At 63.5% G+C, this 26351-nt stretch carries 21 protein-coding genes, 10 tRNA genes and 3 pseudogenes; 8 read left to right on the top strand and 26 right to left on the bottom strand.

Translation table 11 applies throughout. From position 1 onward, the window contains the following. Positions 1 to 138 precede the first annotated feature (138 nt). Positions 139 to 1959, top strand: a complete 1821-nt coding sequence (locus KT882_RS22365; RefSeq protein WP_161074670.1) for a DUF4214 domain-containing protein — start codon at positions 139 to 141, stop codon at positions 1957 to 1959. Between the two features lie 66 nt (positions 1960 to 2025). Here the strand turns inward: KT882_RS22365 and KT882_RS22370 are convergent, their stop codons facing one another. The 19 genes and pseudogenes from KT882_RS22370 to gltX all read right to left on the bottom strand — a co-directional run bounded on the left by KT882_RS22370 (position 2026) and on the right by gltX (position 12083). After that, complete coding sequence (locus tag KT882_RS22370; protein ID WP_161074669.1) at positions 2026 to 2601, bottom strand: elongation factor P; 576 nt, start codon at positions 2599 to 2601, stop codon at positions 2026 to 2028. Positions 2602 to 2751: 150 nt separating this feature from the next. Next, positions 2752 to 3933, bottom strand: coding sequence for an elongation factor P maturation arginine rhamnosyltransferase EarP (gene earP / locus KT882_RS22375; protein ID WP_228893356.1), 1182 nt, complete (start codon positions 3931 to 3933; stop codon positions 2752 to 2754). A gap of 39 nt (positions 3934 to 3972) precedes the next feature. Further along, positions 3973 to 4048 (bottom strand) — tRNA-Glu (locus KT882_RS22380). A 93-nt stretch (positions 4049 to 4141) separates the two neighbouring features. Then, positions 4142 to 4217, bottom strand: a tRNA-Glu gene (locus tag KT882_RS22385). A 79-nt stretch (positions 4218 to 4296) separates the two neighbouring features. Then, positions 4297 to 4608, bottom strand: a complete 312-nt coding sequence (locus tag KT882_RS22390; protein WP_161074667.1) for a cytochrome C oxidase subunit IV family protein — start codon at positions 4606 to 4608, stop codon at positions 4297 to 4299. A gap of 8 nt (positions 4609 to 4616) precedes the next feature. Continuing rightward, entirely contained in the window at positions 4617 to 5294 is a 678-nt protein-coding gene (locus tag KT882_RS22395) for a heme-copper oxidase subunit III family protein (protein WP_161074666.1), read from the bottom strand. A 3-nt stretch (positions 5295 to 5297) separates the two neighbouring features. After that, positions 5298 to 5699 carry a cytochrome c oxidase subunit 3 gene (locus KT882_RS22400; protein WP_228893357.1) on the bottom strand — a complete coding sequence of 134 codons (402 nt, stop codon included), beginning with the start codon at positions 5697 to 5699 and terminating at the stop codon, positions 5298 to 5300. A gap of 366 nt (positions 5700 to 6065) precedes the next feature. Then, positions 6066 to 7788, bottom strand: a pseudogene (locus tag KT882_RS22405) (cbb3-type cytochrome c oxidase subunit I). A gap of 14 nt (positions 7789 to 7802) precedes the next feature. Beyond that, positions 7803 to 8999, bottom strand: coding sequence for a c-type cytochrome (locus KT882_RS22410; protein ID WP_228893358.1), 1197 nt, complete (start codon positions 8997 to 8999; stop codon positions 7803 to 7805). A 93-nt stretch (positions 9000 to 9092) separates the two neighbouring features. Next, positions 9093 to 9584, bottom strand: coding sequence for a hypothetical protein (locus tag KT882_RS22415; RefSeq protein WP_161072990.1), 492 nt, complete (start codon positions 9582 to 9584; stop codon positions 9093 to 9095). A gap of 157 nt (positions 9585 to 9741) precedes the next feature. Beyond that, a tRNA-Glu gene (locus tag KT882_RS22420) sits at positions 9742 to 9817 on the bottom strand. A gap of 30 nt (positions 9818 to 9847) precedes the next feature. Beyond that, positions 9848 to 9923: transfer RNA gene (locus KT882_RS22425), tRNA-Ala, on the bottom strand. A gap of 38 nt (positions 9924 to 9961) precedes the next feature. Continuing rightward, positions 9962 to 10037, bottom strand: a tRNA-Glu gene (locus tag KT882_RS22430). 29 nt (positions 10038 to 10066) lie between these two features. Further along, positions 10067 to 10142: transfer RNA gene (locus KT882_RS22435), tRNA-Ala, on the bottom strand. A 33-nt stretch (positions 10143 to 10175) separates the two neighbouring features. Continuing rightward, positions 10176 to 10251, bottom strand: a tRNA-Glu gene (locus KT882_RS22440). Positions 10252 to 10281: 30 nt separating this feature from the next. Continuing rightward, a tRNA-Ala gene (locus KT882_RS22445) sits at positions 10282 to 10357 on the bottom strand. A 47-nt stretch (positions 10358 to 10404) separates the two neighbouring features. Further along, a tRNA-Glu gene (locus KT882_RS22450) sits at positions 10405 to 10480 on the bottom strand. Between the two features lie 32 nt (positions 10481 to 10512). Continuing rightward, positions 10513 to 10588 (bottom strand) — tRNA-Ala (locus KT882_RS22455). Positions 10589 to 10673: 85 nt separating this feature from the next. Beyond that, positions 10674 to 12083, bottom strand: coding sequence for a glutamate--tRNA ligase (gene gltX / locus KT882_RS22460; RefSeq protein WP_228893359.1), 1410 nt, complete (start codon positions 12081 to 12083; stop codon positions 10674 to 10676). A 268-nt stretch (positions 12084 to 12351) separates the two neighbouring features. On the opposite strand from gltX, the pseudogene KT882_RS22465 reads away from it, so the two are divergent. After that, a pseudogene (locus KT882_RS22465) lies at positions 12352 to 13619 on the top strand (serine hydrolase domain-containing protein). A 99-nt stretch (positions 13620 to 13718) separates the two neighbouring features. On the opposite strand, the gene KT882_RS22470 reads toward KT882_RS22465, so the two are convergent. Genes KT882_RS22470 through apbC form a run of 3 tightly spaced genes read right to left on the bottom strand, consistent with a single transcriptional unit; the run spans position 13719 to position 16280 of the window. Next, positions 13719 to 14117, bottom strand: coding sequence for a DUF4399 domain-containing protein (locus KT882_RS22470; RefSeq protein WP_161072993.1), 399 nt, complete (start codon positions 14115 to 14117; stop codon positions 13719 to 13721). 20 nt (positions 14118 to 14137) lie between these two features. Further along, positions 14138 to 15199 (bottom strand): WD40/YVTN/BNR-like repeat-containing protein, encoded by a 1062-nt coding sequence (locus KT882_RS22475; protein WP_228893360.1) that lies wholly within the window; start codon positions 15197 to 15199, stop codon positions 14138 to 14140. After that, on the bottom strand, positions 15192 to 16280 hold the full coding sequence (gene apbC / locus KT882_RS22480) for an iron-sulfur cluster carrier protein ApbC (protein WP_161072995.1): 1089 nt from the start codon (positions 16278 to 16280) through the stop codon (positions 15192 to 15194). The genes KT882_RS22475 and apbC overlap by 8 nt, the downstream gene beginning before the upstream one ends. Before the next feature lie 144 nt (positions 16281 to 16424). Between apbC and metG the strand changes: the two genes are divergently transcribed. Both metG and KT882_RS22490 read left to right on the top strand, forming a co-directional pair. Then, positions 16425 to 18593, top strand: coding sequence for a methionine--tRNA ligase (gene metG, locus KT882_RS22485; RefSeq protein WP_161072996.1), 2169 nt, complete (start codon positions 16425 to 16427; stop codon positions 18591 to 18593). 6 nt (positions 18594 to 18599) lie between these two features. Then, positions 18600 to 19079, top strand: coding sequence for a GNAT family N-acetyltransferase (locus tag KT882_RS22490; protein ID WP_228893361.1), 480 nt, complete (start codon positions 18600 to 18602; stop codon positions 19077 to 19079). Positions 19080 to 19276: 197 nt separating this feature from the next. Here KT882_RS22490 and KT882_RS22495 read toward each other — a convergent pair whose 3' ends face one another. Continuing rightward, the gene (locus KT882_RS22495) at positions 19277 to 20167 is read right to left on the bottom strand and encodes a DMT family transporter (RefSeq protein WP_228893362.1); all 891 of its coding nucleotides are present in this window, start codon (positions 20165 to 20167) and stop codon (positions 19277 to 19279) included. Positions 20168 to 20280: 113 nt separating this feature from the next. Here KT882_RS22495 and KT882_RS22500 point away from each other — a divergent pair, with 113 nt between their 5' ends. The 4 genes and pseudogenes from KT882_RS22500 to KT882_RS22515 all read left to right on the top strand — a co-directional run bounded on the left by KT882_RS22500 (position 20281) and on the right by KT882_RS22515 (position 23343). After that, positions 20281 to 20490, top strand: coding sequence for a DUF3460 family protein (locus KT882_RS22500; RefSeq protein WP_161072999.1), 210 nt, complete (start codon positions 20281 to 20283; stop codon positions 20488 to 20490). A 90-nt stretch (positions 20491 to 20580) separates the two neighbouring features. Next, positions 20581 to 21357: pseudogene (locus KT882_RS22505) on the top strand (segregation and condensation protein A); the annotation flags it as partial. 17 nt (positions 21358 to 21374) lie between these two features. Then, a complete protein-coding gene (gene panC / locus KT882_RS22510; RefSeq protein ID WP_161073001.1) occupies positions 21375 to 22214 on the top strand; it encodes a pantoate--beta-alanine ligase in 840 nt (279 codons plus the stop codon). Positions 22215 to 22314: 100 nt separating this feature from the next. Next, positions 22315 to 23343 (top strand): porin, encoded by a 1029-nt coding sequence (locus KT882_RS22515; protein ID WP_161073002.1) that lies wholly within the window; start codon positions 22315 to 22317, stop codon positions 23341 to 23343. A 117-nt stretch (positions 23344 to 23460) separates the two neighbouring features. Here KT882_RS22515 and KT882_RS22520 read toward each other — a convergent pair whose 3' ends face one another. The 3 genes from KT882_RS22520 to KT882_RS22530 form a co-directional block, all read right to left on the bottom strand. Continuing rightward, positions 23461 to 24675, bottom strand: coding sequence for an EAL and HDOD domain-containing protein (locus KT882_RS22520; protein WP_161073003.1), 1215 nt, complete (start codon positions 24673 to 24675; stop codon positions 23461 to 23463). Between the two features lie 70 nt (positions 24676 to 24745). Continuing rightward, positions 24746 to 25135 carry a chemotaxis response regulator CheY gene (cheY, locus tag KT882_RS22525; RefSeq protein WP_028104141.1) on the bottom strand — a complete coding sequence of 130 codons (390 nt, stop codon included), beginning with the start codon at positions 25133 to 25135 and terminating at the stop codon, positions 24746 to 24748. 143 nt (positions 25136 to 25278) lie between these two features. Continuing rightward, positions 25279 to 26349 carry a protein-glutamate methylesterase/protein-glutamine glutaminase gene (locus KT882_RS22530; RefSeq protein ID WP_321170286.1) on the bottom strand — a complete coding sequence of 357 codons (1071 nt, stop codon included), beginning with the start codon at positions 26347 to 26349 and terminating at the stop codon, positions 25279 to 25281. Between the last annotated feature and the right edge of the window lie 2 nt (positions 26350 to 26351).

Here is a 26351-nt window from a genome sequence, read left to right on the forward strand (position 1 = left end):
TATCTTTTTGAAAGGAATAGCAAACTCTCGGTCAAGGAAAAAATATCCGGGTGGAACTGTGCGGGGGCGCTCGGCTTGTCTGATGCACAATTTGTAGGCCATACCCCTACAACCACTATTCACAAAAATCCGACTATCATGCTGCCAAACACATCTAGCACGGTGCAAACCGACATCAGCGCCCCCGATATCGGCGCCCGCATTTCCGCCAACGGCCGTTACGTGGCGTTCTCCTCCAACCAGTCGCTGCTGCCGAGCGACACCAGCCTGAATGACGGCGACATCTATCTGCGCGATCTGCAGACCGGCACGCTGACCCTGGTATCCACGCTGGCGGGCGTAAAGACCAATGCCTCGCTGGCCGGGGACGCCGGCGCCGTGAGCTTCCAGAATACCGTGGGCGGGAACGCCAATATCATGGTCAAGTTCATGGCCAGCGGCGCGCTAATCAACGCCTCCACCACCGCCACCGGCGCCCAGGCCAACGGCTCGAGCTACAACGCGGTGCTGTCGGGCAGCGGGCTGTACGTGGGCTTTATCAGCAAAGCCACCAACCTGGTCGCAAGCGACACCAACGGCACCGATGACATGTTCGTCAAGAACACGCAAACCGGCGTGGTGGTGAACGCCTCCACCACCGCCGCCGGCGTGCAGGCCAACGCGCCCAGCGCCGACACCGCCCTGTCGTCCAACGGCCGCACGGCGGTGTTCACCACCTTTGCCACCAACCTGGCGGCCGGCGACGACAGCTACGCGGACATCTACGCCAAGAACCTGGACAGCGGCGCCCTCACCCGCGTGTCCACCAGTTCCAGCGGCGCGGGCGCCAACGGCAACAGCGACAACGCCTCGGTGTCGGCGGACGGCCGCTACGTGGTGTTCACCAGCCAGGCCAGCAACCTGGTGGCGGGCGACACCAACGCGCACCGCGACGTGTTCCGCAAGGACCTGGCCACTGGCGTGACGCTGCGCGTGTCGACCGGCGCCGACGGCCAGCAGGGCCTGGGCGACTCCAGCAACGCCAGCGTGTCCAACGACGGCCGCTACGTGCTGTTCGAGAGCACCTCGGACTTCACGCCGGGCGACGGCGACGGCCGCGCGGACATCTTTATCAAGGATATCGAAACCGGCGCGCTGACGCGCTTGTCCAGCGGCGGCGACGCCAACCACTACAACTACGCCAGCAGCGCGGCGCTGGCCAGCAGCAGCCTGGACGCGGTGTTCGTCAACTACCAGATGATCGCCAACACCACGGCCGACGCGCGCACCATCACGCACACCACCGTGGGCGCCGGCTTTGGCAGCCTGGCGGGCGCCATCGTCACCGGCACCGCCAGCCCGGAGAGCATCATCGGCAACCAGGGCAACGACCGCATCAGCGGCCTGGGCGGCAACGACGTGATCGACGGCGGCGGCGGCATCGACACGGCTGTCTACACCGGCGCGCGCGCCGGCTACGGCATCACCATCACCGCCACCGGCGCCCTGGTCAGCAACCCGCAGGGCAGCGACGGCTCGGACGTGCTGGGCAACGTGGAGCGCCTGCACTTCGCCAACGCCGACGTGGCGCTGGACATCGAGGGCAATGCGGGCCAGGCCTACCGCCTGTACCAGGCGGTGTTCGACCGCGTGCCGGATCTGCCGGGCCTGGGCTACTGGATCGCGGTGCGCGACGGCGGCGCGTCCATGGACCTGATCGCCAAGAACTTCATGTCGTCCAACGAAGGCCTGGCGCTGTACGGCGCGGCGCCGACCAATGCCGAGGCGGTGACGCGCTTCTACGCCAACACCCTGCACCGCGCACCCGACGAGGCAGGCTTCGCCTACTGGATGAACGTGCTCGACAACCATTTGGCGTCCCAGGCGAACGTGCTGGTGCAGTTCTCGGACAGCCCGGAGAACCATGCCCAGGTGATAGGCGCGATCCAGAACGGCATCGACTTCGTTCCCTTCGCGTAAAAAAAAAAGCCAGGTTCCGCGGAACCTGGCTTTTCCTTGCAGCGAGCGCGCCGCCAAGTCCGGGACTTAGTTGCGTACTACGCGCTTGTATTCGTTGGTACGGGTGTCGATTTCGATCACGTCGTCCTGGGATACGAACAGCGGCACCATCACGATGTGCTGCTTGGATTCGATCGCGTTTTCGATCTTGGCTTCTTTCAGGACGTTGCCCGAAGTGTTGCCCTTCACTGCAGGCTCCGAGTAGGCAACCAGACGAGCGATGGTGGTTGGCAGTTCTACCGAGATGGCTTTGCCGTCGTAGAACACTGCTTCGCATTCCATACCGTCTTTCAGGTAGTTCAGTGCGTCGCCCAGGTTTTCTTCTTCGATCTCGTACTGGTTGTACTCTTGATCCATGAAGACGTACAGCGGGTCGGCGAAGTAGGAGTAGGTCACTGGCTTCTTGTCCAGAACCACCACGTCGAATTTGTCGTCGCCGCGGAATACGTTTTCCAGGGGAGCGTTCGTCAGAAGATTCTTCATCTTCCATTTGTAGGTGAAGCCCGTGCGGCTCGAACCGTTGACATCAGAACGCAGAACGATGAAAGGCTTGGCGTCAACCATGATGATGTTGCCAACACGAATTTCTTTTGCGGGTTTCATAGCGAGTGTACGTATAAAGTGGGTTGCGTGAAAATCATCTGTCGCCTGCTGGCTTCTAACGCCGTAAGCTCTAGTTTGATCGAGTAATAATACCGAGTAAAAATACCTGATAGAGTAACCGGGCAGTATACCTGATTTTTCTTGCGCCGCCTACTTGAGCGACGCAGCAAAACGCAGCAGGTTTGTTGCCAGGTCGCCATGTGCGGCGATCTGCTCCCGCCACACGGCGGCGCGCGCGGCGGTGGCCGGCAGCGCGGCATGCAGCGCGGACCACAGCGCCGGCCAGTCCGGCGCCACATCGCCGTCCGCGCCGGGCGGCGCCGCGCCGTTCCAGCGCAGCGAAAACGCGTCCAGCGCGCCGTCCGCCGCATAACGCGCCAGGAAGGCGCCCAGTTTCTTGTGGTGCAGGTTCTCGTCCTGCGGGTAGATATGCCACACGAAGGGCTTTCCCGCCCATTGCGCGCGCACCACGGAGTCTTCGCCGCGCACAAAATTGAGGTCGCAGGCCCACAGCAGCTGGTCGTAATCCTGCTGCGGCACAAAGGGCAGCACGCGCACGGTGAGCGCCCCGCTGCTGCGTGCGGCGCCGGCCCTGGCCTCGGCGCCCAGGAAGGCTTGCACCGCGTCCGCCGCCACGCCTTCCGGCACCAGGCACAGCACCGGCTCGCCGCCCTGCGCCCAGGCGCTGAACAGCTCGGCCACCGGCGCGTGCGGATAGCAGAACAGCGACACCTTGAGCGCGGCCATGTCCGCCTGCGCCACGCCGAAGCGCGCCAGGAAGGCGGCCTGGGCGGCGGGGTCGGACGCGAAGGCCAGCCGTTGCGCTTCCAGCGCGGACTCGCGCAGCAGGCCGCCGGTTTTCGCGGTGAAGCCGGGGAAGAAGAAATGTTTCGTCAACGGCAAGCGCGGATGGGACGAGGGCAAGGTGTGGCAGCCCTCCACCCATTCCTCCGCCGTCAGTCCTTCCAGGTTCAGCCACACCGGGCGCGGTTCGCACTGCGCCATGGCGGCGATATAGCCGGGCGGGATGTCGCAGCCGAAAAATTCGATGACGATGTCGGCGATGTCGGCCGGCGCGAATTCGCCGTCCTGCCCATCCCAGTGGCGCACGGCCACGCCCGCAATCCGCTGCCGCGCCGCGCCGGGATCCACCTCGGGGCAGATGCGCTGGAAGGTGCGCATATCGTCCACCCACAGCGTGACGGCAATGCCGTGCTCGCTTTGCAGCTGGCGCGCCAGGCGCCAGCAGATGCCGATGTCGCCGTAGTTGTCGACGACTTTGCAGAACAGGGCTAAGGTGGCCATGGCGGCGGGATGGTTTTCGGTAGGCATATGTGGAAAAAAAGCCGCGCAAGGCGGCTTTTTTCTGTTTGGCGTCCCCACGGGGATTCGAACCCCGGTACTCACCGTGAAAGGGTGATGTCCTAGGCCTCTAGACGATGGGGACAGAAATCTGTCGTGACCTATTCTATCGCAGCGTGATCTTAAAAAATCAAAAGCCCCGGCGCACCAGGGCTGCATCTGCACACTTGTTTTGACTTGGCGTCCCCACGGGGATTCGAACCCCGGTACTCACCGTGAAAGGGTGATGTCCTAGGCCTCTAGACGATGGGGACGTCGTAAAAGCGTGGGCGAATTGTAGCACGGTAAAAGCTGGAAAATCAAGGCAAGTCCCGGCGCAAAACCCGTGCAGCTTCAGCCGAAATGCGTCATGCGGGTGAAGAAGGTGTAGTCGCCCTCCACCATCATCAGCCACACCAGAACCAGCAGCGCGGTGGGCGGAATCACGATGGTGTAGATCAGCGCCAGGCGCTCCCATTTCAGGTGCATGAAATAGGCCACGATAAGGCTGGCCTTGGCGGCCATCAGCACCAGGATCAGGGTCCAGCGCAGATAGCCTTGCACGTGGAAAAAATCGACCGCATACGAGAAGGCGCTGAGAATAAAGAGCAGGCCCCATATCTTGAAGTAAATGCCGATCGGGTGCTGCGCGGAAGCGGTGGACATGGCCCCTCCTACCACAAGTAAAACAGCGCAAAGATGAAGACCCAGACCAGGTCCACGAAGTGCCAGTACAGGCCGGCGATTTCAACAATGTCGTATTTGCCACCCTGCCCGCCATGGCCGCGTTCGTAATGCCCGCGCTGCACGCGGCGCGCCACGATAAGCAGGTAGATCACGCCGGCCGACACGTGCAGGCCGTGGAAGCCGGTGATCATGAAGAAGCAGGAGCCGAACTGGGCCGCGCCCATGGGGTTGGCCCAGGGCCGCACGCCTTCATGGATCAGCTTGCTCCATTCGAAGGCCTGCATGCAGACAAACATGGCGCCGAACACGGCGGTGGCCAGCATCAGCCGCGCGCTGATGGCGCGCTCGCCCCGGTAGGCATAGTTGACGGCCATGGCCATGGTGCCGCTGCTGGTGATCAGCACGAAGGTCATGATGGCGATCAGTATCAGCGGCAGGGTCGTGCCCGCGATGGTCAGCGCGAACACCTCGCTGGGATTGGGCCAGGCCGCCGTGGCCGACAGGCGCACCGTCATGTAGCCGGTGAGGAAGCTGCCGAAGATAAAGGTGTCGCTGAGCAGGAAGATCCACATCATCAGCTTGCCCCAGGGGACATGGTAGGCCACCTTGTCGCCCGAGAAGTCGCTGACCAAGCCCTGCACGCCACCACTGCCGGACGCATCCATGATTCACCTCGCTTGCGGCGGCCGGATGCCGACGCTTTCACACACCACCTGCACGAAATCCGGCGTGACCAGGAACATCAGCGCGAACAGCGCCAGCCACAGCAGCAACAAAAAATGCCAGTAGCGCGCGCACAGCGCAGCGCTGGCAGCGAACGCCGCCTGCGCCCGCGCACCCGGCGTGCCCGGCGCGCGCCGCGCGCTGCGCCGCGCAGCAGCACCCGCCAGCGCAGCCGCCACCAGGCCGCCGCCCACGTGCAGTCCATGCAGCCCGGTCAGCAGATAGAAGAAGCTGCTGGCCGGGTTGCCGTTGACGGTAAAGCGCATATCCGTCATGGCCTGCCAGGCCCACAGCTGCACCGCCAGGAAGGCCAGCGACAGGCCGCACGCCAGCAGCGCCGCGCGCACGCCGGGTCCCGCAGCGGATGCGGCGCGGGGGGCGTTGCCGTCCGCATGCCGCGCGACGCGCGCTTTCCCATGCGGCGCTGGAGAGCCAGCACTGCCGTGCTGAGCACAGCTGCCACGGCACGTAGCGCAGCGGCTGCCAATCGCCATCGCGCGCATCACGTAGGCAAGCTGAACAGCATGAACAGCGACGTCACCACGCCATGAACACCAGGCCCACCTTGCGCGCGTCAGGCACGCCCAGCGCAAGCTGCACGGCCTGAGCCGACTGCATGCGCCCCGGGCTCATGCCGCACCTCGCGGGCAGGGATGCCCATGCCCCGGCACGCCCCGCCTGCGGCGCACCGGGCGGGTGACGCATGCAGCTCGTCATCCGGCCCCGTTCTGCGGAATGTAGTCGCTCTCGCGGTCTGCTGGCCGTAGTCATACGCGCCGCGGTACACCACCGGCAGCTGCGGCCCCAGTTGCCATGCACGGGCGGGGTTTGCGGCGTCAGCCATTCAGGCTGGCGGCGCGCCACGGATTGCCGTCGGCCACCTTGCCCCTGAAGGTGCTGTAAGCATATTGAAAATGAACAGCAGCTGCGCCACGCCCACCACCAGCGGGCGATGGTGATGAACTCATTCATCAGCTGCGCCGACGGCGGAATGAACTGGTAGTTTTCATAGGCATAGTAGCGGCGCGGCATGCCCAGCACGCCGAGGTAATGCATGGGGAAGAAAATGGCATACGCGCCCAGGAAAGTAATCCAGAAATGCAGCTTGCCCAGCGCGTCGTTGTACATGCGTCCGCTGATCTTGGGATACCAGTGGTAAATGCCGCCAAACACCGCCAGCACAGGCGAAACGCCCATCACCATGTGGAAATGCGCGACCACAAAATACGTGTTCGACAGCGGAATATCCACGCTCACATTGCCCAGGAACAGCCCGGTCACGCACCCAGCACGAAGGTGCTGATAAAGCCCAGCGCAAACAGCATGGGCACGGTCAGATGTATGTCGCCGCGCCACAGCGTGAGCGTCCAGTTGTAGACCTTGAGCGCGGTAGGGACGGCGATAATCAGCGTGGTGGTGGCGAAGAAGAAACCGAACAGCGGATGCATGCCGCTCACATACATATGATGCGCCCACACGACAAAGCTGAGCCCGCCAATAATGACGATGGCCCACACCATCATGCGGTAGCCGAAGATGCATTTGCGCGCATGCACACTGACCAGGTCGGAAATAATGCCGAAGGCCGGCAAGGCCACGATGTAGACCTCGGGGTGGCCGAAGAACCAGAACAGGTGCTGGAACAGCAGCGGATTGCCGCCCTGGTGGTTCAGGTGCTGGCCCATGGAGACGATGGCGGGCATGAAGAAGCTGCTGCCCAGCGTTTTGTCGAACAGCATCATCACGCCGCTGACGAACAGCGCCGGGAAGGCCAGCAGCGCCAGGATGGTGGCCACGAAGATGCCCCAGACGGTGAGCGGCATGCGCATCAGCGTCATGCCGCGCGTGCGCGCCTGCAGCACCGTGGTGACGTAGTTCAGGCCGCCCATGGTGGCCGCTGCGATGAACACACCAGCGAAATCAGCATGACGATGATGCCCACTCCACGCCCGGCGTGCCCTGCAGGATGGCTTGCGGCGGATACAGCGTCCAGCCCGCGCCGGTGGGGCCGCCGGGCACGAAGAAGCTGCCTATCAGTATCACCACGGACAGCAGGTAGAACCAGTAGCTGAGCATGTTCAGGAAGGGGAACACCATGTCGCGCGCGCCCACCATCAGCGGGATCAGGTAGTTGCCGAAGCCGCCCAGGAACAGCGCGGTCAGCAGATACACCACCATGATCATGCCGTGCATGGTGATGAACTGGTAGTAGCGCGACGCGTCGATAAAGGCGAACTTGCCGGGGTAGCCCAGCTGCAGCCGCATCAGGTCCGACAGCACCAGCCCGATCAGGCCGACCACGATGGCCGTCAGCGCATACTGCACCGCGATCACCTTGTGGTCCTGGCTCCACACGTACTTCGTGACCCAGCTCTGGGGGCCATGGTCATGCCCGTCTCCAGACTCATGCTCGTCGTGTCCGCTTCCGTATGCCATCGCCAGCTCCCGCGTCACTTCACCGTCTTGATGTAGTCCACCATCGCCGACAGCTCCGCCTCCGTGAACGGCTGCTGCGGCATGATAGGTGGGAAGCCGCGCACGATGCTCGCCTTGGGATCGGCGATGGACTGCTTCAGATAGGCATCGTCCGCCACAGCGGTCTTGCCGCTGTCCAGTGTTTCGGTCTTGCCGTACAAACCTTTCCAGCTCGGCCCCACGCCGGGGCTGCCGTCCACGCTGTGGCACGCCGTGCAGCCGCGCGCCTGCGCCAGCAGCTTGCCCTGCGCGGCCGTGTCGCCGGCGGCGCCGGCAGCAGCGGCGGCGCCCGCTCCGGCCGAACCCGCCCCGGCGCCTTCCGCGCCCGCCGCGCCGGCGCCTGCCGCCGCGGCCGCAACGCCTGCGCCGCCTGCCGCGCCCGCACGCATCCTGGCCGCAAAGGTAGGCTGCGCCGCCAGCCAGGCCGCGTAGGCCGCCTCCTCCTCCACCACCACATAGCCGCGCATATTGGCGTGGCCGATGCCGCACAGCTGCGCGCACATCACCTCGAAGCGCCCGGTGCGGGTGGGCGTGAACCAGAACGAAGTCACCATGCCCGGCACCATATTCATGCGGGTGCGGAACTGCGGCACATAGAAATCGTGCAGCACATCCTGCGAGCGCAGCAGCACCTTGACCGGCCGGTTGAGGGGAATGTGGATTTCCTGCGTGTCGACCAGCACGTCGTCCTGGCCGTTCGGGTCCTTGGCGCTCACGCCGAAGGGGTTTTCAGGGCTGATGTGGCTCACGTCGGTCTGTCCCATGCGGCCGTCCTTGCCGGGCAGCCGGTAGTGCCATTGCCACTGCTGTCCCATGACCTCGAACTGCATGGCGTCGGCCGGCGCAGTGATCAGCTTGGCGTACACGTCCAGCCCCGGCGCCAGCATCACGACGATGCCCACCGTGGTCACGCCGATCAGCCACCACTCCAGCTTCTTGCTGCCATGCTCGGCGGACGCGCGCACGCCGTCGCGGTGACGGAACTTGATCACCGCGTAGGCCACGAACAAATTGATAATGACGAAGATGGCGGCCGTGATGCCCAGCGTCAGCATGAGCGCGTCGTCCATTGCCTGCCAGTTCGACGCCAGCGGCGTAAGCCACCACGGACTCCACAAGTGGAACGCAAGCGTACCCACCACAATGAGGATCAAAGCCAGTGCCAAAGCCATAAGCCGCCCCCCGTTTGCGAAATGCTTGTCAAATGCTTCGCTTCAAGCCATGCCCAGCAACATGCTCAAGGAACCACGCAACAACGGTGTGTCTTACGGCTTTTCCATCATGCGGTAAATATAGGCGGCCGACATGCCGAACAGCGCATGGCAAATGGCCGTGGCCCAGCCGCGCATTTCAGCAAACCACGAGAACGCGCCGGACATGCCATAGAAGTTCAGCACATACAGCACCAGCCCGAACACGGCGCCGGCCAGCAGCACCATGCCGGTGCTGGAGTCGAGCTGGAAGGGCGCGATGATCGCCGCCAGCATGATGCCGAAGGCGATGCCGAGGATGTAGTGCACGGCCAGCGCCGCCACCAGGATGCCAAGCGCATAGCCGGTGGTTTGCAGCGCGTCCCAGCCGAGCACCATGGCGGCGACCATATGCGTCACCTGCCACGGGTCGCGCCCGCCGGCGATGGCGGCCCAGGCCACTTCCAATACCATGAGGATACCGCCGGCGCCGAAGCCGGCTACCGCTGCGGCCGCCCAGTCAGGCTGGCGCGCCACCCAGCGGTGCGAGTGCAAATGGAGTTCCATGTCCGTCTCCCTGATTTGATAGGCAGCTACGGTGGCCACCCTCGTCCAGTGTAGAACAGATTCGCCAACATGCAATCTCGTTAAGTTTGCGCGCAAATGCAAAAAAAGCCGCACGCGGCAGCTTGATTGTCGAACAACTTGTGATGTTTGCCAGAACTGGCGTCCCCACGGGGATTCGAACCCCGGTACTCACCGTGAAAGGGTGATGTCCTAGGCCTCTAGACGATGGGGACCTGGGAACTTCCGATATATTCCTGCGCTGTTGGTGGAGGTAAGCGGGATCGAACCGCTGACCTCTTGCATGCCATGCAAGCGCTCTCCCAGCTGAGCTATACCCCCGGGCGCAGAAACAATGTACTACCTGTGCAACAACTACGTGGCGTCCCCACGGGGATTCGAACCCCGGTACTCACCGTGAAAGGGTGATGTCCTAGGCCTCTAGACGATGGGGACCCTGGACTTTCAGATATGCTCTGCGCTGTTGGTGGAGGTAAGCGGGATCGAACCGCTGACCTCTTGCATGCCATGCAAGCGCTCTCCCAGCTGAGCTATACCCCCGGGCGCAGAAACAATTACTACTGTTGCCATTGCTGGCGTCCCCACGGGGATTCGAACCCCGGTACTCACCGTGAAAGGGTGATGTCCTAGGCCTCTAGACGATGGGGACCTTGGAACTGCCGTTACAACTTTCCGTGCTTGGTGGAGGTAAGCGGGATCGAACCGCTGACCTCTTGCATGCCATGCAAGCGCTCTCCCAGCTGAGCTATACCCCCTCTGGCACAGATTGTCACTACCTACTGCTTACCAGCCTTGGCGAAGCTGGCGTCCCCACGGGGATTCGAACCCCGGTACTCACCGTGAAAGGGTGATGTCCTAGGCCTCTAGACGATGGGGACCTTGGAACTACCGTACTGCTATCTCTGCAAACTGGTGGAGGTAAGCGGGATCGAACCGCTGACCTCTTGCATGCCATGCAAGCGCTCTCCCAGCTGAGCTATACCCCCGTTTGCGCGAGAGACAAGAGTATAGCAGAGGCTCCGTATTATGCAAATACCCTTTTGCAACTTTGCCCCTGCTTCAAGAAATAAATTACAGGAACTTCGACATGCGCGCCACAACCGTGTCGCGGCCGAAGATTTCCAGCACCGCGTCGATGGCCGGGGTTTGCAGCTGGCCGGTCACGAGCAGGCGCAGCGGCATGGCGATCTGCGGCATCTTCAGGCCGTGCGCGGCCAGCACTTCCTTGATCATGGCGGCCAGCGCCGCCTTGTTCCACTCCACGGTCTTGCAGCGCTCGGCGAACTCGGCCAGCGCCGGCTTCACCGCATCGGTCACGTGCTGGGCCAGCAGCGCGGCCTCCGGCTGCGGCTCGCGGTAGAACAGCATGGCGGCGTCGGCCAGTTCGTTGACCGTATTGGTGCGCTCTTTCAGCAAGCCCAGCACCACCGGCAGCGCCGGCGCGCCTTCCAGCACGGCGCCGTTGGCCAGCATGCGCGGCTGGGCCAGCTCGGCCAGGCGCGCATTGTCGGCCTGCTTAATATAGTGGTTGTTCAGCCAGTTCAGTTTTTCGATATTGAACTGCGCCGCCGAGTTGCTCAGGTGCGTGCCGTCGAACCACGCGCACAGCTGCTCCATCGAGAACACTTCCTCGTCGCCGTGGCTCCAGCCCAGGCGCGCCAGGTAGTTCAGGATCGCTTCCGGCAGATAGCCTTCGGCCGGGTATTGCATGACGTTGACGGCGTCCTTGCGCTTGGACATCTTGGCGCCGTCCGAGCCCAGTATCATCGGCAGGTGGCCGTACTGCGGCAGCGCCGCGCCGATGGCGCGCAGGATGTTGATCTGGCGCGGGGTGTTGTTGACGTGGTCGTCGCCACGCAGGACGTGGGTGATTTCCATGTCCAGGTCGTCGATGGCGACGCAGAAGTTATAAGTAGGCGTGCCGTCCGGACGCGCGATCACCAGGTCGTCCAGCTCTTTATTACCGATGGTGATGGTGCCTTTGACGAAATCGTTCCACGTCACTTCGCCGTCCAGCGGGTTCTTGAAGCGCACCACCGGCTTGCGGCCTTCCGGAATCGCAGGCAGGATCTTGCCTTCCTCCGGGCGCCAGGTGCCGTCGTAGCGCGGTTTTTCGCCGGCTGCGGTGGCCTTGTCGCGCATCGCCTGCACTTCTTCCGGCGACGAGTAGCAGTGGTAGGCGGTGCCGGCCGCCAGCATCTGGCCCACCACTTCGCGGTAGCGGTCCATGCGCTGCATCTGGTAGAACGGGCCTTCGTCGTGGTTCAGGCCCAGCCAGGCCATGCCTTCGATAATGGCCTGCACCGCCTCCGGGGTCGAACGCTCCAGGTCGGTGTCCTCGATGCGCAGCACGAAGGTACCGCCGAAGTGGCGCGCATAGGCCCAGGAATACAGCGCGGTACGGGCGCCGCCCAGGTGCAAGTAGCCGGTCGGGCTGGGGGCGAAACGGGTACGGACGGGAGTTGCAGGTGTGGTGGTCATTTCTGAATGAATGCGAATTGATTAGACGGGTATTTTAACCCGGCAAAGCCTATATACTCGAACCACACCAATAACAAAGGACGCCGCCTTGAACTCACATGCCCGCACACACGCCCGCCTGTACACCGCCATCGCACTGCTGAGCGCCCTGCCCGCCTATGCCGCAGACGCCGGACTGGAACAGCGCATCGCCAGCATAGAACAGGGCCTGCTGCCCGCCATTACCCTGGAAGGCGCCGCGCCCGCCAAGCGCAAGCTGGCCGATGAAATGGCGCGGCTGGGCGTGCCGGGCGTGAGCATTGCCGTGATCCACGGCGGCGAGGTTGAATGGGCCAAGGCCTATGGCGCCGTCACGCCGGGTGGTGCGCCGGTGACCACGTCCACGCTGTTCCAGGCGGCCTCCATCAGCAAGCCGGTGGCCGCCATGGGCGCGCTGAAGCTGGTGGAGGAAGGCAAGCTGGAGCTGGACCGCGACGTCAACAGCTACACCACGCTGTGGAAGCTGCCCAAGGACGCCGACAACAGCGCCGTCACGCTGCGCCAGTTGCTGTCGCACACGGCGGGCACCACGGTGCACGGCTTCCCCGGCTACGCGGCCGGCGCGCCGGTGCCGACGCTGGTGCAGATACTGAACGGCGCCAAGCCCGCCAACACCGGCGGCGTGCATGTGAACGCGCGGCCGGGCAGCCGCTGGCGCTATTCCGGCGGCGGCTACCAGGTGGCGCAGTACGTCATGGTGGAGCGCAGCAAAACGCCGTTCACCGAACTGATGCAGGAAAAAGTATTGAAGCCGCTGGGCATGGCCGACAGCACTTTCGCCCAGCCCTTGCCGCCGCAGCTGCTGGCGCGCGCGGCCCTGCCGCACCAGCGCAGCGGCAAGCCGGTGGCGGGGGGCCGCACACCTATCCGGAGCAGGCCGCGGCGGGCCTGTGGACCACGCCGTCGGACCTGGCCAAGTTCGCCATTGAAACGCGGCGCGCGGCTGCTGGCCAGTCCAACGCCGTGCTGTCCCAGGCCATGACGCATTTGATGCTGACGCCGGTCATGCAGGACTACGGGCTGGGCCTGGGTATCTCCGGCGACGGGCAGTCGCAAAGCTTCGGCCACGGCGGCTCCAACGAGGGCTACCGCGCGCGCATGGCGGCGTACACGGAGCGCGGCGACGGCATTGTGGTGATGACCAACGGCGACGGCGGTTCGGAACTGGCCGATGAGCTGGTGCGCGCAGTCGCGGCGGAATACGGCTGGCCGACCATGGGGAGCAAGGTGCGCCGCAATGTGCCGCTGAAGGAGGAGGCGCTGGCGTCCCTGCCGGGCAAATATGTGATTCCGGGCGCGGGGGATTTCACCATCCGGCGCACGGGCGGCGGGCTGGTCGTCGAACTGCAGGAAGGCGCAAGCGAAACGCTGCTGGCGGCGCCCAGCGGCAGCTATTTCGTGCAGTCGAGCGAGGCGGAGCTGGTGTTCACCGGCAAGGACGGCGGGCGCTTCACGCAAGGCTCGTTTGACATGCCTTTTACCCGCGCCAAGGAGTAGCGCCGCAGCGGCGGGTTCACGTGGGGCCACGCAGCTTGCGCGTATGGCATGTAGGGCGGGTTAGGCGCGGGGCGCCGTAACCCGCCATCATCCGGCACCTTATTTGACGGTAACCGAAATAGTCTTGCTCCCATCCGGTCCATAGGACTGGTGCGCGCCGTTGGCGAACTGCATGGTCAGCTTGTACTTGCCGGGCGGCAGCGTCACTTCCGCTTCGGTCTGGCCTTTGCCGAAATGGAGGTGCTTTTCATCGAAAGGCACGGACTCGCCCGCCTTGATGCTGCCGCCGTTGATGATGAGGTGATGGTGGCCGGTATTGGCCGCCATCTCCCCCGCCGGCTTGACTTCCATGCCGCTGACGGCGAACTTCACCTTGAACGGACTGCTGACCACCGCGCCGTCCGCCGGCTCGGCGAACGATACCGTTTGCGCCGCAGCGCCCAGGCTGATGCCGCCCAATACCAGCGCCGCGATGGCGCGCTTCACGTTTGCGTACATGTCATCTCCCGTCGAGTGAACTACTGCTTGCCGAGGATCGGCCCTGCGTATTTCATCACCAGCCCTTTCGGCCCCACCGCCCAGCCCACTGCAGGCGAAGCGAAACCGACCGTATTCATGGGCGTATCGTCCAGCACCGTCCAGCTCCTGCCGCCGTCCTTGCTGTAGCCGGAACCGGCGAGGCCCGCCGCGACGAAGGAATCCGCCGCGCCGCGCACCGGCATCACCGCCGACATATAGCCGGCGGGCAGGATGGGCGCCGCCGTCCACGTCGCGCCGCCGTCTTCTGTGCGGGCGCCGTTCACTGCAGCCATGTTGACTTCCTTATAGTCGCCTCCCGCCGCGATGCCCACGCGGCCGTCGCGGAAGCCCACGGAAAAGATGCCGCGCGCCGCCGCGCCCGCCGGAATCGGCACGGCCGACGCGCGCCAGGTGCGGCCACGGTCGGACGAATGGAACACGCGCGCGTTCTGCGCGCCGCCGGTCGAGAACCAGGCGTCGCTGCTGCCCGCCACGGTCAAACAGGTGCCGCTGGCGGCAAACGCGCCTTCGGCCGGCTGCGCCGCCAGCCCTTGCGGGTCGGACACGGGCTGCCAGGTGGCGCCGCCGTCCGACGTCAGCAGCACCTGGAAGGCGCCCTTGACCGGGTCGCCGAACATAATGCCGTTCTTCGCATCCCAGAAGGCAATCGCGTCCCAGAAGCCCTGCTCGTCAGGATTGGTCAGCTGCAGCTGCCAGCTCGCGCCGCCGTTCGTGGTGCGGTAGATGCGCGACGCGGCGCCCGGGCCGGCGCTCATGATCACGGCGGTGTTGGCGTCCACGGCGTGGATGTCGCGGAAGTCCAGCTTCTCGGCGTCCGGCACCTGCATGGCAGTCCAGCTGGCGCCGTCCACCGTGCGCAGCACCGTGCCCTTGGCGCCGCTGGCCCAGGCCACCGTCTCGCTGACCACGGACAAGCCGCGCAGCTCGACGGAAACGCCGCTGGCCTGCGGCATCCAACCCGGCGCCGCCTGCGCCTGCGCCTGCGCCGCGATCAGCGCCGCAGCCGCCAGCGCGCCCAGTCCCGCCGCGCGCTTAATCATTCTTGATGACGATGCTAGGGAACTTGCTGGTCATGTCCTTGGCCCTTTCAGCCACTTTTACCGCCACTTTGCGGGCAATTTCCTTGTAGATGGCGGCAACAGGACCATCCGGCTCGGCCACCACGGTAGGCTTGCCGGAGTCGGTCTGCTCGCGGATCGCCATGGTCAGCGGCAGCGAGCCCAGGTATTCGGCGCCGAAGTCGGCGCACATCTTGGCGCCGCCGCCTTGACCGAAGATATGCTCCTGATGGCCGCAGTTCGAGCAGATATGCGTGCTCATGTTCTCCACCACGCCCAGAATAGGGATGCCCACCTTCTCGAACATCTTCAAACCCTTGCGCGCGTCCAGCAGCGCGATATCCTGCGGCGTGGTAACGATGACGGCGCCGGTGACCGGCACTTTCTGCGACAAGGTCAGCTGGATGTCGCCGGTGCCGGGCGGCATGTCCACGATCAGGTAATCCAGGTCGCGCCAGTTGGTCTGCTCCAGCAGCTGCTGCAAGGCCTGGGTCACCATCGGGCCGCGCCACACCATGGGCTCGTCCGGATCGATCATGAAGCCGATCGACGACACCTGCACGCCGTGGTTTTCCAGCGGCTCCATGGTCTTGCCGTCCTTGCTTTCCGGACGGCCGCTGATGCCCAGCATCATGGGCTGCGAAGGGCCGTAGATATCCGCATCCAGCACGCCGACCGACGCGCCTTCGGCCGCCAGGGCCAGGGCCAGGTTGACCGCCGTGGTCGATTTACCAACACCGCCCTTGCCCGAGGCCACGGCGATAATATTTTTCACATTCGGCATCAGCTTCAGGCCGCGCTGCACCGTATGCGAAATAATCTTGCTGTATACATTGGCGGACACCTTGCCCGCGCCCGGCAGCGCCTGCACGGCGCCCTCCACGCTGGCGCGGATGGCGGCCAGCTGGCTCTTGGCCGGATAGCCCAGCTCGATGTCGAAGCTGACGTCGGCGCCGTCCACCTTGAGGTTGCGCAGCTCTTTCGAGGCGCAGTAGTCCTTGCCCGTGTTCGGGTCTGTAATTTTAGACAATGCCGCTTTAACGTCTTCTACCGTGATGCTCATGTGAATCTCCGTAAGTGATCCCGCAGTCTAGCGCAAAATAGACAGAAAAACAGCGCGCCGCCGCCATGCCGGGCAACATGCGCTGCGCACGGGCCGCCAGCGCTGGTAAAATGCTCTTTTTCCCACCAACAAAGTGCATCAATCATGACCCGCAAGCTGTTCGTCACTACTGCCCTGCCCTACGCAAACGCTGCCTTCCACATCGGCCATATGATGGAGTACATCCAGGCCGACATCTGGGTCCGTTTCCAGCGAATGCAGCGCGACGGCGACGGCCAGCGCGAAGTGCACTTTGTGGGCGCCGACGACACCCACGGCACGCCTATCATGATCGCCGCCGAGAAGGAAGGCATCACGCCGCAGGAGTTCGTGGCCAAGATCGCTGCCGGCCGCGCCCAGTACCTGGACGGCTTCCATATCGCCTTCGACAACTGGTATTCGACCGACTCGCCGGAAAACGTGGAGCTGTCGCAGGGCATCTACCGCAAGCTGCGCGACACCGGCCTGATCGCCACCAAGATCGTGGACCGCTTCTTCGACCCGGTCAAAGGCATGTTCCTGGCCGACCGCAACATCAAGGGCGAGTGCCCGAAATGCGGCGCCAAGGACCAGTACGGCGACAACTGCGAAGTCTGCGGCGCCGCCTACCAGCCTACCGAGCTGGTGAACCCGTTCTCGGTCTTCACCAATGCCACCCCTATCCTGAAGCCATCGGAGCAGTACTTCTTCAAACTGTCGGACCCGCGCTGCTTCGAGTTCCTGCGCGACTGGCTCAACACCCCCGGCCGCTTGCAGCCGGAGATGGTGAACAAAGTGAGCGAATGGCTGGGAGAAGCCGGCGAGAAGCTGGCGGATTGGGACATTTCGCGTGACGCGCCCTACTTCGGCATCCCGATTCCCGACGCGCCGGGCAAGTTCTTCTACGTCTGGCTGGACGCGCCGGTCGGCTACCTGGCCAGCCTGAAGAACTACTGCGACAAGAAGGGCATGGACTTCAACGCCCTGCTGAACGACCCGGGCACCGAGCAGATCCACTTCATCGGCAAGGACATCGTCTCCTTCCACCTGCTGTTCTGGCCGGCGATGCTGAAATTCGCCGACCATCCGGTGATCGAGAAGCTGAAAGTGAACGTACACGGCCACCTGACCGTGAACAATGAAAAAATGTCCAAGTCGCGCGGCACCGGCATTTCGCCGCTGCGCTACCTGAACCTGGGCATGAACCCGGAATGGCTGCGCTACTACATCGCCTTCAAGCTGAACTCCAAGGTGGAGGACCTGGACTTCACCGGCGACGACTTCGTGGCCCGCGTGAACAGCGACCTGATTGGCAAATACGTCAACATTGCCAGCCGCTGCGCCGGCTTCATCAACAAGAAGTTCGACGGCAAGCTGGCCACCAGCCTGTCCGACAGCGCCATGGGCTGGATCAAGCGCGCCTTGCTGAACGCCGAAGGCGCGGAACGCCAGGCCAGCATCGCCGCCAACTTCGAAAACCGCGAATTCGGCAAGGCGCTGCGCGAAATCATGGAAATCGCCGACGTCACCAACCAGTACGTGGACGAGAACAAGCCGTGGGCGCTGGCCAAGGACGAGGCCAAAACGGCCGAACTGCATGAAGTGTGCACCACCGCGCTGATCCTGTTCCGCCAGCTGACCATTCTGCTGTCGCCGGTGCTGCCGGGCGTGGCCGCCAGCGTGGCGCAGTTCCTGAACGACGACAAGCTGGTCTGGGCGGACACCGAGCTGGCCACCGGCGCAGCCTTCCAGCCTATGCTGGGCCGCACCATCGGCGCCTACAACCACCTGATGACGCGCGTGGACGCCAAGATGATCGAAGACCTGTTCGACGCGCAGAACCAGATCGCCGCCGCCGGCGCAGCCCCTGTGGCCGCCGCCAAACCGGCCAAGGCGCTGAAAGCGCCGCCGCTGGAACCGCTGGTCGCCAAAGAAGGCGTGGAAGCGCTGGCGCCGGAAATTTCGATTGATGACTTTGCAAAGATCGACCTGCGCATTGCGAAAATCGTCCATTGCGAACACGTTGAAGGTTCGGATAAATTGCTGCGCCTGACACTGGACGCCGGCGAAAACCGCCACCGCAATGTATTCTCCGGCATTAAATCGATGTATAAGCCGGAAGACCTGATCGGTAAATTGACCGTGCTGGTGGCCAACCTGGCGCCGCGTAAAATGAAGTTCGGCATTTCGGAAGGCATGGTCATGGCGGCTTCGGCGCAAGACGAAAACACCAATCCAGGCATTTATATCCTGAACCCATGGCCGGGCGCTGAACCTGGCATGCGCATTCGCTAAATCAATATGAACATCGTAGTACGTGAAGCAACGGATGACGATGCCAAGTTAATTGCCGAGCTCACGCGCGCTGCGTGGGCCGGCAAGGTGAACGTCACTTCCAGTGGCCACCGTGAAACCGCCGTTCTCGTTTCGCAGCATTTGCGTGACGGCGGCGGTTTTATTTTATTGGCGGACGACATTCCTATCGGCTCCATGCGCTGGCTGCCGCTGGAAACCGAATCGCATATCTGGGAAATATTAAGAATGGGCGTATTGCCAGCCTACCGGGGCAGCAATATATCCCAGCATTTACTGGAAGCCGTCATACACCTCGGCCTTGAAACCGGCGTGGACGAATTGCGCCTGGCCGTGCGCGCCGACCAGCCCAAGCTGATCGACTTCTATACGGCATTTGAATTCGAATTGGCGGAGGAACTGGAATATACCCACGCCAATCCGCTGGAACCAGCGCCCTTTGTCATGCGGCGCCTGCTGAAACACTAATCCCCACTCTCGGCTTCATCGGTTCAATCGGCTTGTCCTTGCAGGCCGCCAGCATCAAGGCGGCTGCGATTATCAAGGTCAGGCTGCGCATGGCGTTCTCCCCTCGTTTCCGTCCTTACAGCATAGCAGCTAGTGCTTTGCCGTGTCGCTTGCCTTGAAAATGCGCCAAGTTCTGGCTTGAACGTGCCAGAAACGAGTCATGTCCGCCTGGAAGAAACGACGATGCCGCCCACAATCAACAGGAAAGCGGCGCCGTGATACAGGTGCGGCGCCTCGCCCAGGAAAGCGGACGACATAATCGCCGCGAACAGCGGCGTGAGATTGCTGAAGAAAGCCGCCACACTCGGTCCCGCACGCTGCACGCCCGCTCCCCAGCAGCGGAACGCAATGACCGCCGGGCCTATCGCCACATAAGCCAGCGCAGCCGCGAGCATCCAGCTCCATTGAATATGGGCGTCGGTAATCGCCCATTCGCCAGCCGCGAACAAACCGGACCAGATAACCCCGAATCCCACCTGCGCCAATAAGAAACTGGCCCATTGCGAGCGTATTTCCGCAGGCTCGATGGGCCGCGTCAGCATCCAGCTATAAATGGACCAGGCCATGGTGGCGAATATCATGAATATATCGCCGGCCACCAGGCGCAATTCCAGCAAATGCCGGAACTCGCCGCGCGCCAATACCAGCAATACGCCGGCAATCGATAATGCCGCGCCCATCATTTGCTGGCGAGATACTTTGGCGCCAAAAAACATCCAGCCGGTGAGCATCATCCACACCGGCATACCCGCCGCCACCAGGGTGACATTAATCGGCGTGGAGCTTTTTAGTGCCAGATATTGCAAGGCGTTATACATGCCTATACCCAGCAGGCCCAATAAAGCGAAACGCCGCCAATTGGGCCATAAACCGCTGCCGCGCCGGAATACCGGCCCGGCCAGCGGCAGCAATATTAAAAAGGCGATGGCCCAACGCAGAAAGTTCAGGGTAATCGGCGGCACCATCTCGTGAACAAGACGGCCGACAATGGCATTGCCGGCCCATAAAAGCGGGGCCAGCGTAAGGAGGAATATGGTGTAGGGAGTCATAGGGAGCGATTCTACTTGCATCTCTGACATCCCGCCGGGGCAGCAAGAGAAGTTCCCGCCGGGGCCTGCGGCGCGGTAAAATAGCCGTTGCTTCTTTTACGAATTCTCACAATATGAAACTCTCCAAACAGCACAGCATGTACGAGTCGGACCACACCCTGTTCATCAAGCAGCTGAAAGAAAAGAATCCGGGCATCGAGCAAGGCCAGCGCGAAGGCCGCGCCCTGCTGTGGGACAAAGACACGACGCCGCTGTCCGAACAGGAACGCGTGCGCGCTTCGACCGTGAAGCAGCAGGCCTACGTCTACCAGAACAAACTGTAAGCATGCGTTGAACGGCACAGCATGTCGCCGACGGATGAGGTAGCAAGTGTCGCACCCGCTGAGAGCGGCGCCGAGGCCATAGTGGACGGCGCCGCGTTGGCGCGCCTGTACGGCGAGCCGATGCTGAAAATGCCCAACGACCTCTACATTCCGCCGGACGCGCTGGAAATCTTCCTCGAGGCGTTCGAGGGCCCGCTGGACTTGCTGCTGTACCTGATCCGCAAGCAGAATTTCAATATTCTCGATATTCCGATGGCGCAGGTCACCCTGCAATATCTGAAGTATGTGGACCAGATCCGGCTATCCAACCTGGAGCTGGCGGCGGAGTACCTGCTGATGGCGGCCATGCTGATCGAGATCAAGTCGCGCATGCTGCTGCCGCAGCGGCATTCCGAGCTGGAAGTGGAAGCGGGCGACCCGCGCGCCGAACTGGTGCGCCGCCTGCTGGAATACGAGCAGATCAAGCTGGCGGCCTACGACCTCAACGCCGTGCCGCAAGTGGGCCGCGACTTTGTGCGCACCCAGGTGTATATCGAACAAAGCCTGGCGCCGGCCTGGCCGGACGTGTGCGCCGCCGACCTGCAGGAAGCCTGGCAAGGGCTGCTCAAGCGGGCCAAGCTGGTGCAGCACCACAAGATCAGCCGCGAGGAGCTGTCCGTGCGCGAGCACATGACCGGCATCCTGCGGCGCCTGCAGTCGCAGCGCTTTATCGAGTTTGCCGACCTGTTCGACGTGGCCGGCGGCCCGCCCGTGCTGGTGGTCAACTTCGTGGCCCTGCTGGAGCTGGCCAAAGAGACGCTGATAGAAATTACCCAGGCCGAACCGTTCGCGCCTATCTATGTAAGGCTGGCGTATTCGCTGGCCTGAACAACAAGAGAAAACCCATGAAAATCATTTCCGACATAGAAGAACTGCGCGACCACCTGAGCGGCCAGCTGCGCACCGCGTTTGTGCCCACCATGGGCAATCTGCACGAAGGCCACCTGTCCCTGATGCGCCTGGCGCGCAAGCACGGCGACCCGGTGGTGGCGTCCATCTTCGTCAACCGCCTGCAGTTCGGCCCGAACGAAGACTTTGAGAAATATCCGCGCACCTTCCAGGCCGACGTGGAGAAGCTGGAGAAGGAAGGCGTGTACGTGCTGTTTGCGCCGACCGAGAAGGATATGTACCCGGAGCCGCAGGAATACCGCGTGCAGCCGCCGGACGGCCTGGGCAACACGCTGGAGGGCGAATTCCGTCCCGGCTTCTTCACCGGCGTCAGCACGGTGGTGATGAAGCTGTTCTCCTGCGTGCGTCCGCGCGTGGCCGTGTTCGGCAAGAAGGACTACCAGCAGTTGATGATCATCCGTAACATGAGCCGCCAGTTCGCCCTGCCCACCGAGATCATCGCCGCCGAGACTTACCGCGCGGACGACGGCCTGGCCCTGTCCTCGCGCAATATGTATTTGTCGCCGGCGGAGCGCGCCGAAGCGCCCGCGCTGTACCAGAGCCTGAACTTCGTCGCCAATGAAATGCGCGCCGGCCACCTGGACATCTTCCAGCTGGAACACAAGGCCATGGAAGAGCTGGCCAAGCGCGGCTGGCAGCCGGACTACATCTCCATCCGCAAACGCAACGACCTGCAGCCGCCCGCGGCGGGCGATCTGGCGCAGGGCACGCCGCTGGTGGTGCTGGCCGCCGCCAAGCTGGGCACCACCCGCCTGATCGACAATCTGGAAATCTAAACCGGCACTGTCGCCAAAACAACGGTGGCGGTCCCGGGCGGCCGCCACCGTGCTAAGCTATTCTTTCCGAGCTGCATCCCCCCCATTGCGAGACGCCCACATGCGGTTTGCACACCCCACCCTGCTGTTAAGCGGCCCGCTGCTGGCTGCCCTCCTTCCCATCTCCGCCGGCGCGCAGACCGGGACCGTTCAAATCTACGGCATGGCCGACGTGTATCTGGGCCGCTCCGCCACCAGCGGCGTGGCCGCGCGCGGCAACGTCGTCAACGCCGGCGGCATGACCACCTCGTACTGGGGTATAGGCGGACTGGAGAGCCTGGGCGGCGGCGAATCGGCCACCTTCGCCATCGAGGGTTTCATGCGCCCCGACACCGGCGAACAAGGCCGCACCACGGGCGAAGGCCTGTTCACGCGCGCGGCCTATGTCGGGCTGAACGCAGGCTGGGGCGCGGCCAAGATCGGCCGCATACCGAACCCGCTGTTCCAGACCACGGCGGCGTTCAATCCCTATGGCTTTTCAACGCGGCTGTCGCCGCTGATGACCCAGATGTGGATCGTGCCCTACGGCAGTTCGTCGGCCGGGGATTCGGGCTGGAGCAATGCGGTGCATTACACCTCGCCGGTGGTGAACGGCTTCAATTTTGTCGGGCAATATGGGCTGGGTGAGCATGCAGCCAACAGCCCGGGCAACAACAAGGTGGCGGTGCTGAAGTACACCAGCGCCAGCCTGACTGCGGCCGTGGCGGCGCAGGATATCGGCAACGGCGTGGGCATCACCACGGCGGCGCCCAGCCAGCGCACCTATTTCGCGGGCGCGGCGTATGACTTCAAGGTGGTGAAGGCTTATGCCACTTATGCGCGCAACAGCCAGGAAGGCAGCGGACGCACCACGCGCACCGCGCATTTGGGGCTGTCCGTGCCGCAGGGCGCGGGACGGTGGATGCTGGCCTGGGCGCGGGCGAATGAGCGCGCCTTCGTCAAGGCACCCTTCCGGCGCGATACGGCGGCGGCGGGATATGATTACAACCTGTCTTTACGCACCGATGTGTACGCGTCGTATCTGTACGATAAGCTGAGCACGGCGGCGGATGGGAATACCTTTGCACTGGGCATACGGCACCGGTTCTAGGCGGAGCCTGGCGGGTTACGCTGCGCTAACCCGCCCTACGGTGTGAGCGGTGTAAGCGGTGGAACGATGGCCCTGGCTGTGCGTAGGGCGGGTTAGGCGCAGCCGTAACCCGCCGGATCAGCCGGCGATGCTCTGGGTCCAGGCCAGCGCCGACAGGTGGGCCTTGTTGACCTCGGCCGGCGTCAGGCTCAGCGCGCCTGCCAGCGAAGACACCAGGTTGCTGTTCAGCTCGCACGCCTCGGCCAATGCCAGGTACTGCCCGTATTTGCCCGAGCGCGACAGCAAGGCCGCCACCACGTCGTCCGACAGCTGGATGCTGGCCAGCACCTCCTCCATCGGTATGCCCAGCAAGCGGTCCAGCAGCGAGAACATGCCCGCCACGAAGATGTTCTCCGCGTCCGCCTTGCCCAGCGCCTTCACGCCCAGCAGCTCGGCCAGGCGGCCGCGCACCACGGCCGTCTCCAGCAGCACCGGCGAGTAGCCGCTGGTGCTGGCGGTGGCCAGCAGCAGCGTCAGCCAGCGGTACAGCGGCGCGTAGCCCAGCAGAGTAATGGCCTGGCGCAGCGAGGCGATCTCGCGCCCCGCGCCGAAGCCGGCGGAATTAATGTAGCGCAGCAGCTTGTAGGACAGTGCGGCGTCGCGCTTGAGCACGTCTTCCAGCTGCTTGATGTCGGCGTTCGCGTTCACCATCTGCATCAGCTGCATGATGATGGTCTGCGCCGGGTTCATGCCCTTGGTGTCCGAGCCGGGGCGTGGCGTCAGGTGCAGCTTGCCGACGAAGGCGTCCAGGCCCAGCGCGGCGCAGGCGTCGAAGTCCGCCCAGGTGCTGACGGGGCGCCCCACCATGCGCAGATTGGACGCTTTCAGCGCGGCGTAGGCGCGCGCCTGCGCGGCCACGTCGGCGCCGGTGAACTTCACCTCCACGTAGGAGGCGATGGTGCCCAAACGGCTGCCCACGCGGGCCAGGTCGGCGTCGCGCAGCAGGATGCCCACGCCGCCGGCGCGCAGCGCCTGCACCGCCGACAAGGTATCCGCATTGGCCAGCGCCACCGCCTTCAGCGACAGCACGGTGTGCTCGGGCGGCAGGTTGTGCAGCGCGTCGGTCGACAGCATGCCCGGCACGGCTTCCAGGAACAGCGTCTTGTCGCGCAGCAGCCAGCCGTCCTCCTCGCTGTTGACCTCGGCCGCCACAAAGGCCACCAGGTCTTCCAGCGCGGCCTGGGTGGGCAGCGCCACGTGTCCCGCGCCGCCCTGCCACGTCAGTTCGTACCCGACCACGCGCTGCTTGGGGTCCAGCAGCGGTTCACGAACAAGGTAATTGGTTTGATGCATGTTGTGGTCGCTAAAAGTCAAAAAGGCCGGCGCATGCGCCAGCCCATGCCCTTCGGGCCTGCCCCGGCGATCAGGCGCCGAGTTTTTCGAAGATCTTGTTCAGCTTTTCGTCCAGCGTGGCGGCCGTGAATGGCTTGACCACGTAGCCATTGGCGCCAGCCTGGGCGGCGGCGATGATGTTTTCCTTCTTCGCTTCAGCCGTGACCATCAGCACCGGCAGCTTGGCCAGCGCGGGATCGGCACGGATGTTTTGCAGCATGGTCAGGCCGTCCATATTCGGCATGTTCCAGTCGGACACCACGAAGTCGAACTGCTCCGCGCGCAGCTTGGCCAGTGCCATGACACCGTCTTCTGCCTCGTCCACATTGGCGTAACCCAGTTCCTTCAACAGATTCCGGACGATACGGCGCATCGTCGAAAAATCGTCTACTACTAAAAATTTCATCTTTGGATCAGCCATGAATTACTCCGTTGATTCTCTTACGCGGTTGTTAATAGTGTCTATAAGCACGAGCTATTTGTAGCATAGCATTTTCGTTGCTCTAAGGCGAACAAAGTAGCAGTAATACGTCATCCAGCACATGAAACGTGACGTTTCGTTCGTCACACGCGCAACGCGCGCATGCCATGCGTTGCCAGGTAGCCAAGCACCATGCCGGGCAGCGCCTGCAGCGGCGCCACTTCATGGGTGCCGCCGACCGCGATCGCTTCCCTCGGCATGCCAAACACGACGCAGCTGGCTTCGTCCTGCGCAAAATTATACGCCCCGGCGTTCTTCATCTCCAACATTCCTGCGGCGCCGTCCTTGCCCATGCCGGTCAGGATCACGCCGACCGCATTTTTACCGGCGAACTGGGCCGCCGAACGGAACAGCACGTCCACCGACGGGCGGTGGCGGTTCACCGGTTCGCCCTGGTCGATCTTGGTCATGTAGTTGGCGCCGGAACGCGCCAGCGTCAGGTGCGAGTGGCCGGGCGCGATATAGGCGTGGCCGGGCAGCACGCGCTCGTTGCCTTGGGATTCGATGACGGCGATCTTGCACAGCGAGTCCAGGCGCTTGGCGAAGGACTTGGTGAAGCCCTCCGGCATATGCTGGGTGATCAGGATGCCGGGGCAGTCGGACGGCATCTGCATCAGGAATTCGCGGATGGCTTCGGTGCCGCCGGTGGAGGCGCCGATGATGATCAGTTTTTCAGAGGACATGAGCGGGTTGCGCAGCTGCGGCAGCGCGGTCTGGCCGGCGGCGCCGGCCTGCGGGATGGTACGGGCGCGCACGCGCGCCTTGGACGCGGCGCGGATCTTGTCGGCGATCAGGTCGGTGTACTCGCGCATGCCGCTCTGGATGGAAATCTTGGGCTTGGTGACGAAGTCGACCGCGCCGAGCTCCAGCGCGCGCATGGTGATCTCGGAGCCGCGCTCGGTCAGCGAGGACACCATCACCACCGGCATGGGGCGCAGGCGCATCAGCTTTTCCAGGAAGTCGAGGCCGTCCATTTTCGGCATCTCCACGTCCAGCGTCAGCACGTCCGGGTTGGTCTGCTTGATCAGTTCGCGCGCCACCAGCGGGTCCGGCGCCACGCCCACCACTTCCATGTCGGGCTGGTTGTTGATGATTTCGGTCATCACGCTGCGGATCAGCGCGGAATCGTCTACGATCAGGACTTTGATCTTCATGA

The organism is Pseudoduganella aquatica (assembly GCF_020865585.1).
Lineage (GTDB): Bacteria > Pseudomonadota > Gammaproteobacteria > Burkholderiales > Burkholderiaceae_D > Rugamonas > Rugamonas aquatica_A.